The following is a 12,793-nucleotide window of genomic DNA, read 5'->3' as shown; positions in this document are numbered from 1 at the left end:
GATGACTCAGCGGGCGCGCAGGTTTGACGAGATCTCCGGCGAGTTCGTCCGATACGTGACTGACATCAAGTACGCCACGATGACCACGGTGGACGCCAAGGGCCGGCCGAGGGCGCGGGTGCTGCTGCCGATCTGGGAGCTCACCGAGGCCGGGCCGGTCGGTTGGCTGGCCGCCTACCGGACACCGGTCAAGGTTGCGCACCTGGCGGACAACCCGCACACCACGTTCTCCTACTGGGACCCGAAGCAGAACTCGGTGTTCGTGGACGCCACGGCGGCCTGGGTTGAGGACGCCGAGGAGAAGGCCAGGGTGTGGCGGCTGTACCGGACGGGCAGCCCGCCCGGCGTCGGCTACGACCCGATCGCCTACTGGCGCGGCGGGCCGGCCGACCCGGAGTACGGCCTGCTCCGGATCGACCCGTGGCGGGTGCAGGTGCTGCGCGGCTCCGACCTGCGCAGCATCCTCTGGTACGCCTGACCCGCCCAGCCGCGGCGCGCCAACTTGATCGACATCAACCTCAGATGCCCCGCTGGAGGCTTGGGTTCAGGGGTTCGTTGCAACACCGTGGTTGGTGTCGATCTTCGTTAGGCGGATCGGTGCGTCCAAAGATCAGCTTGGACGGCGTGGCTGGTCGGTCTGCCGCCGCTCGGGTGAGGCCCGTTGCGCTGGGTCCGGGCGCCGGCGGCCCTTTCGCTACGCACCGTGACGGTCGGGAGGGCTTCCGAACGGGTCCGCGCCTGCCTTGCTCGTCGAGCGCTGGCTGGGTCCGCTTTCGATCAAGCCGGAGCCGGACTGAGCCTGCGTTCGACGAAGACGGAGGCGTTAGCCGCTCGCGGATCGACCACGGACCGTAAACCGGGACGCATGAGAACGGGACGCATGAGAACGGGCCATGTGAGACCGGGGCGCAACGCAACGGGCCGCCGACGCCCGGACCCAGCGCAACGGGCCTCACCCGAGCGGCGGCTGACCGCCCAGCCGCGCCCTCCAAGCCATCCTTGGGCCGGGCACCCCACTCAGCTGAAGATCCACATCAACCTCACGCACCTGCACCGGGCGGAGAAGGTGCTTGAGGTTGATGTCGATCACGAATTCGGCCGACGGTAGGCGGTCCGGCGTCTCCCGCCGGCTGCACGCCGCCCGTCGCGTTTCGTCTTCGCTGCTTACCGTGACGGGTTTCGGCATGGTCGGCCAGTGCCGCGCCGGCCAAGCAATCCAGTCCGGCACCGCACCTAAACGATCTCGAGGGTCGGACTGTACCCGCGGACCAGGTCGGGAGGTTGGGGTCGGTCAGTCGTCGCCGAGGGCTTCGGCGATCAGGGCTTGTTGCTCGAACTCGTGCACCTTGCCGGAGCCGGCGGCCGGGGCGGCCATCCGGCGGCGGGAGACCCGGCGGAGGCGGCCGAGGCGGTCCGGGGACAGCTCCGGCAGCGCCAGACCGAAGAACGGCCAGGCACCCTGGTTGGCCGGCTCCTCCTGAACCCACCGGATGTCGGTGGCGTTCGGGTAACGCTCCAGCGCGGCCAGCAGCTTCTTCTTGGGCAGCGGGTAGAGCTGCTCCACCCGGATGACGGCCAGGTCGGTCCGTTCCGCGCCGCCCGCCTTCTCCAGCGCGGCCATCAGCTCGTAGTAGATCTTCCCGGAGCACAGCAGCAACCGGCGCACCCCCGGCTGCGGCCCGCGCGCGGCGGCGAACCGGGGGTCGTCCAGCACCGAGCGGAACGCCCCGTGGGTGAACGCCTCCAGCGGGCTGACGACCTGCTTGGCCCGCAGCATCCACTTCGGCGTGAACACCACCAGCGGCCGCCGGACGCCGTCCATGGCGTGCCGGCGGAGCAGGTGGAAGTAGTTCGCCGGGTCGGAAGGCAGCGCGACCGTCATCGAGCCCTCGGCGCACAGCTGCAGGAACCGCTCGATGCGGCCGCTCGAGTGGTCCGGCCCCTGGCCCTCCAGGCCGTGCGGCAGCAGCAGCACCACGTCCGAGGTCTGCCCCCACTTGGCCTCACCGGACGAGATGAACTCGTCGATGACCGACTGGGCGCCGTTCACGAAGTCGCCGAACTGCGCCTCCCAGAGCACCAGGGCGTCCGGGTTGGCCACCGAGTAGCCGTACTCGAAGCCGAGCGCGGCGAACTCGGACAGCGCGGAGTCGTACGGCAGGAACCGGCCCTGCTCGGGGGACAGGTTGCGCAGCGGGTAGTACTCCTCGCCGGTCTTCTTGTCGATCACCACCGAGTGCCGCTGCACGAACGTGCCGCGCCGGGTGTCCTGGCCGGCCATCCGGATCAGCCGCCCGTCCATGGCCAGCGAGCCGAGCGCGAGCAGCTCGGCGAACGCCCAGTCCACGTTGCCCTCGCGGGACATCTTGAGCCGTCGCTCCAGCACCGGGCGCACCCTCGAGTGCACGGTGAAGCCCTCGGGCAGGTCGGTGTGCGCGTCGCCGATCCGCTGGACCACCTCCAGCGGGACCGCGGTCTCCAGCTTGGTGGGCAGCGCCTGCTCCTGCTCCACCGAGGGGCTGGCCGTGACCTTGCCCCGCTCCAGCTCGCGCACCTCGTTGAACACGTGCTCCAGCTGGCTGGAGAAGTCCTTCAGCGCGTGCTCGGCCTCCTCCATGGAAATGTCCCCACGGCCGATCAGCGACTCGGTGTAGCTCTTCCGCACGCTGCGCTTGGCGTCGATGATCTCGTACATCGCGGGCTGGGTCATCGACGGATCGTCGCCCTCATTGTGCCCTCGGCGGCGGTAGCAGATCATGTCGATGACCACGTCGTTGTTCCACCGCTGCCGGTACTCCACGGCCAGCCGGGCCACCCAGACGCAGGCCTCCGGGTCGTCCCCGTTCACGTGGAACACCGGGGCGCCGATCATCTTGGCCACGTCGGTGCAGTACTGGCTGGACCGGGAGTTCTCCGGGGCGGTGGTGAAGCCGACCTGGTTGTTCACCACCACGTGCACGGTGCCACCGGTGCGGTAGCCGCGCAGCAGCGCCAGGTTCAGCGTCTCGGCCACCACGCCCTGCCCGGCGAACGCGGCGTCGCCGTGCAGCATCACCGGCATCACGGTGAACCCGTCCGGGCCCTTGTCCAGGATGTCCTGCTTGGCCCGGACGATGCCCTCCAGCACCGGGTCGACCGCCTCCAGGTGCGAGGGGTTGGCGGTCAGCGAGACCACGGTCTCCCCGTCGCCGAACATCCGGAAGTACTTGCCCTCCGCGCCCAGGTGGTACTTCACGTCGCCGGAGCCGTGCGCCTGGCCCGGGTCCAGGTTGCCCTCGAACTCCCGGAAGATCTGGCTGATCGGCTTGCCCACGATGTTGGCCAGCACGTTCAGCCGGCCCCGGTGCGGCATGCCGATGACGACCTCTTCGAGCTCGTCGGCCGCCGCCGAGTCCAGGATCGCGTCCAGCAGCGGGATGACGGTCTCGCCGCCCTCCAGGGAGAACCGCTTCTGCCCGACGTACTTGGTCTGCAGGAAGGTCTCGAACGCCTCGGCCGCGTTCAGCTTGGACAGGATGTACTTCTGCTCGGCCACCGGCGGCTTCTGGTGCGGCCGCTCGATGCGCTCCTCCAGCCAGGCCCGCTGCTGGGGGTCGGCGATGTGCATGTACTCGGTGCCGATGGTGCGGCAGTAGGCGTCACGCAGCACGCCGAGCACGTCGCGCAGCTTCATGTGCTGCTTGCCGGCGAACCCGCCGACCCCGAACTCCCGCTCCAGGTCCCACAGGGTCAGCCCGTGGGAGAGCACGTCCAGGTCGGGGTGGTGGCGCTGCCGGTAGTTGAGCGGGTCGGTGTTGGCCATCAGGTGGCCCCGGGTGCGGTAGGACTCGATCAGCTCGAGCACCCGGGCGGTCTTGTCGACCACGCCCTCGGGGATGTCCTGCACCCAGCGGACCGGCTCGTAGGGCACCCGCAGCGAGGCGAAGACGTCGTCGTAGAACCGGTCCTCGCCGAGCAGCAGCTGGTGCACCCGGCGCAGGAAGTCGCCGGACTCGGCGCCCTGGATGATCCGGTGGTCGTAGGTGGAGGTCAGCGTGATGATCTTGCTGACGCCGAACTTGGCCAGCTGCTCATCGCTGGCCCCTTGAAATGCCGCCGGGTACTCCATCGCACCGACGCCGACGATGGTGCCCTGACCGGCCATCAGCCGGGGCACGCTGTGGTTGGTGCCCAGGGTGCCCGGGTTGGTCAGGCTGATCGTGGTGCCGGCGAAGTCGGCCGCCTGCAGCGCGCCCACCCGTGCCTTGCGCACCATCTCCTCGTAGGCCGCCCAGAACTGCGCGAAGCTCATCGCCTCGCAGCCCTTGATCGACACCACGACCAGGGAACGCTGGCCGTTCTTGCCCTGCAGGTCGATCGCCAGACCCAGGTTCACGTGGTCCGGCTGGACCACGTTGGGCTTGCCGTCCACCTCGGCGAAGTGGCGGTTCATCACCGCGAAGTCGGCCAGTGCCCGGACCACCGCGTAGCCGATCAGGTGGGTGAAGGAGATCTTCCCGCCGCTGGTGCGCCGGAGGTGACTGTTGATCACGATCCGGTTGTCCGCGAGCAGCTTGGCCGGCACCGCGCGAACGCTGGTCGCGGTCGGCACGGTCAGCGAGGTCTCCATGTTCTTGACCACCGCGTTGGCCGCGCCGCGCAGCTGGGTCGCCTCGCCGTCCAGCGCCGCCGGGGCGGCGGCCGGCTTGGCGGCCCGGGAGCCGCTGCCGGCGGCCGGCTTCGCGTCGACCGGCTTGGCGTCGGCCGACTTGCCGTCGGCGGGCCGGGCGTCGTCGGGCCTGGTTTCGGCCGGCTTGGCCTTCGGGGCCGTCGCCTGGGTGGTGGCCGTCGCGCCGTTGCCGTCGCTCTTCCCGGTGGCCGGCGCCGCGTTCGGGGCCGGCCGGTAGTCGGCGAAGAAGTCGTGCCAGGCCGAGTCGACAGACGAAGGGTCGTCCAGGAAGCGCTGGTACATCTCCTCGACGAGCCACTCGTTGGTGCCGAACTGGGCGGTTGGGAAGGGCGGGTTCGACGCGCCGGAGAAGCTGCTCGTGGCCACGATTGAAGATCGCCTCACTTGAACGAGTTCGGGTCGCTGTTCAGGTTAGCCGTTACCCGCTAAACCGCGTAGTTGCCGAGGTGGGACCGAGGGAAGGCTTAACGTTGTCCGCCCAGTCGGGTGCGCCGGCCCGCCAGAAGGCCGCGTACCTCCCGCCCCGTTCGAGCAGCTCGGCGTGGGTGCCCTGCTCGGCGATCCGCCCGTCGGCGAGCACCACGATCCGGTCCGCCCGTGCGGCGGTGGCCAGCCGGTGCGCCACCAGCACGGTGGTCCGGCGCGCCCGCAACCGGTCGCCGGCGGCCAGCACGGCTCCCTCGGTGGCCGGGTCCAGCGCGGCGGTGGCCTCGTCCAGCAGCAGCAGGTCCGGCCGCACCAGCTGCGCCCGGGCCAGCGCGATCAGCTGGCGCTGGCCGGCGGAAAGGCCCTGGCCGCGCTCGCCGATCGGCTGCCGGAACCCGGCCGGCAGGCCGGCGATCATGTCCAGCGCGCCGACCTCGGCGGCGGCCGCCTCGATCTCCTCCCGGCCGGCGTCCGGGCGCCCGTAGGCGATGTTGCTGGCGACGTCCCCGGTGAACAGGTGCGGCTCCTGCGGGACGACGCCCAGCCGCCCCCGGAACCCGGCCAGCGGGTATCGGCGCAGGTCGACCCCGTCCAGCCGGACCTGGCCCTCGGTCACGTCGTAGTAGCGGCCGAGCAGCTTCACCACGGTGGACTTGCCGGCGCCGGTGGCGCCGACCAGCGCCACCGTCTCGCCCGGGCGGATGAGCAGGGACAGCCCGTCCAGCGCGTCCCGCTCGGTGCCCGGGTAGCGGAACCGCACCCGGTCCAGCTCCACCTCGCCGCGCAGCCGTTCCGGCATGCGGACCGGGTCGTCGGTATCCGGAACCGAGGTGGGGGTGCGCAGCAGGTCGCCGATCCGGGTCAGCCCGACCTTGGCCTGCTGGTAGCCGTCGAAGACCTGGGAGAGCGCCTGCACCGGGGCGAAGAACATGCCCAGGTAGAGCAGGAACGCCGCGAGCACGCCGGGGGTCAGGTCGCCGCCGGCCACCCGGCTGGCGCCCACCCCGAGCACCGCCGACTGGGTCAGCTCGGACAGCAGCATGACGAACGGGAAGTAGATCGCGATGTAGCGCTGGGCGCGCAGCCGGGACACCCGGTAGGCGGCGCTGCGCTCGCCGAACTCGGCCGCGCTGCGCTCCTCCCGCACGAACGCCTGGGAGACCCGCAACCCGGACACGTTCTCCTGCAGGTCGGCGTTCACCGCGCTGACCCGTTCCCGGGCCTGCGCGTACGCCTCCGAGGCCTGGCGCCGGAACACCACGGTGGCCACGATCAGCGGGGGCAGCGCGGCCAGCGCGACCAGCGCCAGCTCCAGGTCGGTGGCGAGCAGCGCGAACGTCACGCCGAACACGGTGAGCAGGCTGACCACCGCCTGCACCAAACCGGTCTGCAGGAAGGTGGACAGGGCGTCCACGTCGGTGGTCATCCGGGTCATGATCCGGCCGGCCAGCTCGCGCTCGTAGTAGTCCAGGCCCAGCCGCTGCAGGTGGGCGTAGCTGCGGATGCGCAACAGGTAGAGCAGGCTCTCCCCGGCCCGCGCGGTGACCAGCGTCTGCGCCCAGGAGACCAGCCAGTCCACGGCGGCCACCGCCACCCCGATCGCGGCGGCCATGGCGAGCACCGACTCGGCCTTCCCGAGGATGCCGCCGTCCACCGCCAGCCGGGCCAGCGACGGGTAGGCCACGCTGGCCAGCGCTCCGGTGGCGACCAGCAGGATGCTCAGCCCGAGCAGGCCGCGCACCGGGCGCAGCAGCGGGCGCAGGGCGAAGTCCGGGTCCGGCGCGGTCGGGTCTGGGTCGCCGCGCAGTTGTGGCTGGTCGGTGGCCGGGGGCAGCGCGGCCACGGCCTCGAGGAGTTCCGGGGACGGCGGCACGTGTCCGGCGGCGGGTACGCCACCACCTCCGCCACCTCCGCCGCCGGCCGAGGGCATCGCGGGGGAACGGCCGTCCAGCGTTTCCGGCGGGTCCGGCCAGAGGTCGGCGGGCTGGGCGTCGGTCGGCTCGCCGAGCACCTCGTCCAGCAGCCCCTTGGCCCGCAGCTCGGCCTGGGTGCCGGCGGCGGCGACCCGGCCGTCCTTGAGCACCACGATCCGGTCGGCCAGGGAGAGGGTGGACTGCCGGTGCGCGATCAGGATGGTGGTGCGCTCGGCGGTGACCTCGCGCAGCGTGGCGTGGATGGCCGCCTCGGTCTCCGCGTCCACCGCCGACGTGGCGTCGTCCAGCAGCAGCACGCGCGGGTCGGAGAGCAGCGCCCGGGCCAGGGCCACCCGTTGCCGCTGCCCGCCGGAAAGGGTCAGCCCGCGCTCGCCGACCAGGGTCTGGTAACCGTCCGGCAACCCGGCGACGAACTCGTCCACCTGGGCCGCGCGGGCCGCCCGCAGCACCTCCTCGTCGGAGGCGTCCGGGCGGCCGTAGGCGATGTTGGCCCGGATGGTGTCGGAGAAGAGGAAGGCCTCCTCGAAAACCACGCCCAGCTCGTGGCGCAGCTCTTTGAGGCGCAGCCGGTTCAGTGGCCGGCCGCCGATGCGGATCTCCCCGGCCTGCGGGTCGTAGAACCGGGGCAGCAGCATGGCCACCGTCGACTTGCCGGAACCGGCCGCGCCGACCAGCGCGACCGTCTCCCCGGGCGCCACCCGCAGCGAGACCCCGTCCAGCACCGGGTCGTCCTGGCGGTAGCCGAACCGCACGCCGTCCAGCTCCACGGCCAGCGGCCCCTCGGGCAGCGTCTCCGGGTCGATCGGGTCGGTGACCTCGGGCTGCGACTCGATCAGCTCGTACACCCGCTCCACGCCCGCCCGGGCCAGCTGCCCGGACACGTAGAGGCTGCCCACCATCCGGGCCGGCCCGATCAGGTTGCCGACGTAGGCGCAGAACGCCAGGAACGTGCCGATGGTGATCTCGCCGCGCAGCGCCAGCAGCCCGCCGATGCCGAACACCGCGATCAGCCCCAGCGACGGCAGCACGGACATCGGCGGGGACAGCCGCGCGGTCAGCCGGGCCGCGCGCAACCGCTCGGCGAACAGCCGCAGCGCCTGTTTCCGCAGCGTGTCGACCTCGCGGGCCTCCTGGCCGAAGCCCTTGACCACCCGGACCCCGGTGACCGTCTCCTCCACGTGCTGGGCCACGTCGGCCGCGCGCTGCTGGGCCGACCAGGTGGCCGGGAACATCATCCGCCGGGTGCGCGCGGTGATCAGCACGGCCAGCGGCAGCATGATCAGCGCGATCAGGGTCAGCGTGGGGGACAGCCAGAGCATGGCCACGAACGAGGCGACCAGCAGCACCACCGTCCCGCTGACCAGCGGCACCATGGACAGCAGGCTCTGCACCATCTGCAGGTCGCTGATCGAGCGGGAGACGACCTGGCCGGTGCGCAGGCTGTCCTGCTTGGGGCCGTCCAGCCGCTGCACGGCGGCGAACACCTGGCGGCGCAGGTCGTGCTGCACGTCCAGGGCCAGCCGGCCGCCCAGGTAGCGGCGCAGGAACGCCGCGCCGAACCGGATCAGCGCCAGCCCGGCCAGCGCACTGATCAGCGCGGGCAGCGCACTGGTCACCCCGCGCACCGCGTCGTCCACCGCGAACTTGCTCAGCAGCGGGCCGGCCGCTTCCAGGCCCACCCCGAACACGGAAGCGGTGAGCGCGGACACGGTCACCCCGGGGTGCCGCCAACAGGCGGCCGCCAGCAGCCGTACCCAGCCGGGTTTCGATTTCCTCGGAGTCAACACGCCGCCACCACGGTAACCAGATTATGGGAGGTTCCGACATATCCGGCGGGCCCCACGCTGCGCGCGAGGCGGCTTCCCCCTACGGTCGGGCGGATGTTGGCAATTACCGAGAATGCGGCACAGGCCATCAACGCCCTCGTCTCCCAGGGTGAACTGCCCGAAGGATCCGGGGCGCGGATTGCCTCGGACCAGGGTGGCGAGGGACTGGAGCTGGCCTTGGTGGCCGGTCCGGCGGAGAACGACGCCGTGGTGAGCAACGCCGGCGCCACGGTCTTCCTGGAGCAGGGTGCGGCGCAGGTGCTCGGTGACAAGACGCTCGACGTCGAGCAGTACACCGAGCCCAACGGCGAGCAGCAGCTGCGCTTCGCGATCGTCCCCAGCCAGGGAGTTTGAGATTTGGCCGGCGCGGCGGCCAACGACGCCCGCCGCGCCGGCCTCCTCCGCCGGTCACCCTTGCTCTGCGCGCAAAAGAGCAACGGCCCGGCGGTTTCGCGCTGCCCGGCACACCGAGATGCGGCTCACGGCTGTTTGGTCAAGGCCGGGCCGACCCTCAGCCGCATCTCGACCGGTGGCGCCGCCGTCAGGCCCGATCCATGATCAGCAGGGCATGGTGGCTGCTTCAAGGCGCCCGGGGTGGCCGCTGTGTCCTGATGACCATGGTTCGGGGCAAGTGCGGTGAACGTTTGTGGTCACCGCACTAGGTGATGTCGCGGTGTTGGGCGCCGGCTATGCCGCCGAGTACGGCGACCGCGGCGTAGCCGCAGAACACGAGCAGCGTGACCCACCACGGCGTCACGTCCAGCGTCGGCGCCTCCAGCAGCCGGTCGATCGACACATCCCCGGCGAACCCGGCCAGGGTCTGGTCGGCGGAGCCCTTGGGCAGGAACTCCCGGACGTTCTCCAGGCTGAACACCCAGATGGCCATCAGCTCGACGATCAGCTCGACCAGGGTCAGGTAGAGCACCACGGTCAGCACGGCGGCGATCTGGTTCCCGATCAGCATGCCGATGCCCACGCCGACGATGGCCCAGAGCGCGTAGACGACCATGCCGACCAGGGTCAGCCCGAGCACGGTCGAGAACGCGCCGCTGCCCATTTCGTTGCCGCCGAGCACGATCCCAAGCAGCCCGAACGGCACGCACACCAGCGCGTAGCCGGCGCCCACCCCCGCCGCCAGCGCGACCTTGGCCAGCACCAGTTGGGCGCGGCCGGGCGCGGTCAGGTAGCTGGTGGTGATGGTCCGGTGGCTGAACTCGGCGGCCGCGCAGACCACCCCGAACACGGCGGCGAACGGTGCCACGAACACCAGCGCCTTGGCGACGGCCACCGCCGCGCTGCTCTCCGAGATCGCGGTGACCAGCAGGCACAGCAGAACCGCCGGGATGAGCAGCGCCCACCAGGCGGCGGTGGAGGAGGTCTTGCGCGCCTCGGCGTTGACCAGGCCGACCATTCCGAGCGCGGGCATCAGCGGGCTCCTTCCTGGCCGGACACCGGCTGTCCGGAGGCCGACCGGTCGGGGGCGTCATGGTTGGAGGGCGGTTCGTCCCGGCCGGGCGGCGTTCCCGGCGCGGACTGTTCGAACGGGGAGCGGCCGGCCGGACGGGCGAACGGGGACGGCTCCGACTCGTCCGCCGACGACTGCCCCGATGCGTCCGACCCGGACTGCCCCGGCGCGGCCGGCCCGGCGTGTCCCGGCCCGAGCGCTCCCGGCCCGGCGGTGCCGGACTGTCCCGGTGCGGCCTGCCCGGGTGCGGTCGTCCCGGACTGTCCCGGCCCGGAATGGCTCGGCGCGGCGTTCGGCGTGTCGGTGCCGGGCAGGCCGAGTACTTCGGCCATGCCGGGCATCGCCCGGTCCAGCGGCTCGTCCACCGGGCGGTACTGGCCGGAGGTGAGCTCCAGGAAGTGGCGTTCCAGGTCGGCTTCCTCCTGGGTGAGTCCGTAGATGGCCACCCCGGCGGCCAGCGCGGCGTCGCCGACGACGGTGCGCGGCACGCCGGTGACGGTCAGCCTGCCGTCCGAGCCGGACTGGATGTCGGCGAAGCCGCGCTCGGCGAGCGCGGCGGCCAGCTTGGCCGGGTCGGCGCATTCCACGTGCACCCGGTCGCCCTGGTGCACCCGCAGCGCCTCCAGCGGCCCGCCGAACACCCGCGAGCCCTGGCTGATGATGATCACCTGGTCGACGGTCTGGGAGATCTCCGCCAGCTGGTGGCTGGACACCAGCACGGTGCGCCCGCCGGCGGCGAAGGACCGCAGGAACCCGCGCAGCCAGGCCACGCCCTCCGGGTCGAGGCCGGCACCGGGCTCGTCCAGGATCAGCACCTTGGGGTCGCCGAGCAGCGCGGTGGCCAGGGCCAACCGCTGCTTCATGCCCAGGGAGAACCCGCCCACCTTGCGGTTGGCCGCGTCGGACAGGCCGACCAGCGTGAGCACCTCGTCCGCCCGCGCGTCCGGGACGCCGATGGCCGCGCAGTACATGCGCAGGTGGGCGCGCGCCTTGCGGGAGCGGTGGAAGCCGTTCGAGTCCAGCACCGCGCCGACCACGGTGCCCGGGCGCTCCAGCCGGGTGTACGGCACGCCGTTGATGGTGACCTCGCCCTCGGTGGGCGTGACCAGGCCGAGCACCGCCCGCAGGGTGGTGGTCTTGCCGGCCCCGTTGGGGCCGAGGAAGCCGGTGACCAGGCCGGGCTCCACCACGAAGCTCAGGTCGCGCACCGCCTGCACGGGTCCGAACCGTTTGGACAGGTTGCGCGCCACGATGCGCCCGGTGCCGTCTCCGGCGCTGTTCTGTCCGCCGTCGTTTCCGCCGCCGTTCATCGGGCCCATCTTGCCTGATGGCGACCCGTGACCTCGTCCGCCCTCCGACCCGGGTGGAAAACTTAACCAGTTTTGTGGTGAAATGACCTCATGCGCGCCGGTGAGTTGCTCGAGGGTTTCTGGGTGGGGCGTCGCGCGCACCATTTCGACCAGTGCTGTCGCCGCGGCTGAGCGTTTCCGCCCCGCCGTCGTTTCTCTCAGCCCTGGAGTTCTCCCCGTGCTCACCGTGCCCGAACTGCGCCAACTCACCATGCAGGTCGCCCAGGACGTCCGGGCCGGCCGGCACCAGGTCCAGGTGGATCCGGAACGCCGCTGGTACCAGCTGCTGTCCAGCGACGGCTACGTGGACGTCTGGCTGATCTCCTGGGCGCGCGAGCAGATCGCCGAGCTGCACGACCACGCCGGCTCGCTGGGCGCGCTGACCGTGGTCTCCGGGGTGCTCACCGAACACGCGTGGAACCGCCGCGGCCTGCGCACGCGTACCCTTCCCGCCGGGGTGAGCGTGGGGTTCAAGGCCGGCCACGTGCACGACGTGACGAACGTCGCGCCCGTCCCCGCGGTCAGCGTGCACGCCTACTCGCCGCCGCTGACCGCGATGTCCTACTACCGGGTCGAGCCGGACGGCCGGCTGCGCCGCACGCGCAGCGAGCTCACCCGCGAACCGGAGGCGGTGGGGGCGTGAGCCACCTCACGATCGACCAGATGCTGGCCAACGCGCGCGCCCGCCTGCACCGGCTGGAACCGCCGGAGGCGGCCCGCGCGGTGTCCGCCGGCGCGCTGCTGGTGGACATCCGGCCGGACTGGCAGCGGTGCACCGAGGGCAGCATCCCGGGCGCCCTGCTGATCGAGCGCAACCACCTGGAGTGGCGCCTGGACCCGACCAGCGACGCCCGGATCGAGCAGGCCACCGGCCACGACGTGCCGGTGGTGATCTTCTGCTCGGAGGGGTACACCTCCAGCCTCGCGGCCGCGTCGCTGCAGGAACTGGGGCTGCACCGGGCCACCGACCTGGTCGGGGGTTTCCACGCCTGGCGGGCCGCCGGCTTACCTACCAACCGGTAGCTGTTATACCTCCGGTCGAGTCGCTGCCCCGCAACCACGCCGGTGAGGTGCTCAAGAGGGAGCTCCGTGAGAGGCACCTCTCGTAACGTTGTTATTGACTT

Annotated in this window: 8 protein-coding genes; 4 read left to right on the top strand and 4 right to left on the bottom strand. The window is 71.6% G+C overall.

What is annotated here, in order from left to right; all coding sequences use genetic code 11:
* The first annotated feature begins 1 nt into the window (after position 1).
* A complete protein-coding gene (locus ABEB12_RS16965; RefSeq protein ID WP_185059457.1) occupies positions 2–478 on the top strand; it encodes a pyridoxamine 5'-phosphate oxidase family protein in 477 nt (158 codons plus the stop codon).
* A gap of 813 nt (positions 479–1,291) precedes the next feature.
* Here ABEB12_RS16965 and ABEB12_RS16960 read toward each other — a convergent pair.
* Complete coding sequence (locus ABEB12_RS16960; protein ID WP_185061164.1) at positions 1,292–4,951, bottom strand: multifunctional oxoglutarate decarboxylase/oxoglutarate dehydrogenase thiamine pyrophosphate-binding subunit/dihydrolipoyllysine-residue succinyltransferase subunit; 3,660 nt, start codon at positions 4,949–4,951, stop codon at positions 1,292–1,294.
* A 136-nt stretch (positions 4,952–5,087) separates the two neighbouring features.
* On the bottom strand, positions 5,088–8,816 hold the full coding sequence (locus tag ABEB12_RS16955; RefSeq protein ID WP_185059458.1) for an ABC transporter transmembrane domain-containing protein: 3,729 nt from the start codon (positions 8,814–8,816) through the stop codon (positions 5,088–5,090).
* 93 nt (positions 8,817–8,909) lie between these two features.
* On the opposite strand from ABEB12_RS16955, the gene ABEB12_RS16950 reads away from it, so the two are divergent.
* On the top strand, positions 8,910–9,209 hold the full coding sequence (locus ABEB12_RS16950) for an adhesin (RefSeq protein ID WP_185059459.1): 300 nt from the start codon (positions 8,910–8,912) through the stop codon (positions 9,207–9,209).
* A gap of 304 nt (positions 9,210–9,513) precedes the next feature.
* On the opposite strand, the gene ABEB12_RS16945 is transcribed toward ABEB12_RS16950, so the two are convergent.
* Positions 9,514–10,281 (bottom strand): hypothetical protein, encoded by a 768-nt coding sequence (locus ABEB12_RS16945; RefSeq protein ID WP_185059460.1) that lies wholly within the window; start codon positions 10,279–10,281, stop codon positions 9,514–9,516.
* Positions 10,281–11,630 carry an ATP-binding cassette domain-containing protein gene (locus ABEB12_RS16940; protein ID WP_185059461.1) on the bottom strand — a complete coding sequence of 450 codons (1,350 nt, stop codon included), beginning with the start codon at positions 11,628–11,630 and terminating at the stop codon, positions 10,281–10,283. Before ABEB12_RS16940 ends, ABEB12_RS16945 begins: the two co-directional genes overlap by 1 nt.
* Positions 11,631–11,847: 217 nt before the next feature.
* On the opposite strand from ABEB12_RS16940, the gene ABEB12_RS16935 reads away from it, so the two are divergent.
* Both ABEB12_RS16935 and ABEB12_RS16930 read left to right on the top strand, forming a co-directional pair.
* A complete protein-coding gene (locus ABEB12_RS16935; protein ID WP_345702886.1) occupies positions 11,848–12,312 on the top strand; it encodes a cysteine dioxygenase in 465 nt (154 codons plus the stop codon).
* 20 nt (positions 12,313–12,332) lie between these two features.
* Positions 12,333–12,692, top strand: coding sequence for a rhodanese-like domain-containing protein (locus tag ABEB12_RS16930; protein WP_185061165.1), 360 nt, complete (start codon positions 12,333–12,335; stop codon positions 12,690–12,692).
* Positions 12,693–12,793 lie beyond the last annotated feature (101 nt).

The organism is Actinospineispora eucalypti (assembly GCF_039543365.1).
In the GTDB taxonomy this organism is placed as follows: Bacteria; Actinomycetota; Actinomycetes; order Mycobacteriales; family Pseudonocardiaceae; genus Pseudonocardia; species Pseudonocardia eucalypti.
The sequence above is the reverse complement of the archived record's forward strand: the minus strand, read 5'-3'. Positions and strand labels throughout refer to the sequence as shown.

Coding starts and splice junctions, on each gene's coding strand:
- ABEB12_RS16965 (WP_185059457.1), top strand. CDS start 2: ATGACTCAGCGGGCGCGCAGGTTTGACGAGATCTCCGGCGAGTTCGTC.
- ABEB12_RS16960 (WP_185061164.1), bottom strand. CDS start 4,951: ATGTACCAGCGCTTCCTGGACGACCCTTCGTCTGTCGACTCGGCCTGG.
- ABEB12_RS16950 (WP_185059459.1), top strand. CDS start 8,910: ATGTTGGCAATTACCGAGAATGCGGCACAGGCCATCAACGCCCTCGTC.
- ABEB12_RS16945 (WP_185059460.1), bottom strand. CDS start 10,281: ATGCCCGCGCTCGGAATGGTCGGCCTGGTCAACGCCGAGGCGCGCAAG.
- ABEB12_RS16940 (WP_185059461.1), bottom strand. CDS start 11,630: ATGAACGGCGGCGGAAACGACGGCGGACAGAACAGCGCCGGAGACGGC.
- ABEB12_RS16930 (WP_185061165.1), top strand. CDS start 12,333: ATGCTGGCCAACGCGCGCGCCCGCCTGCACCGGCTGGAACCGCCGGAG.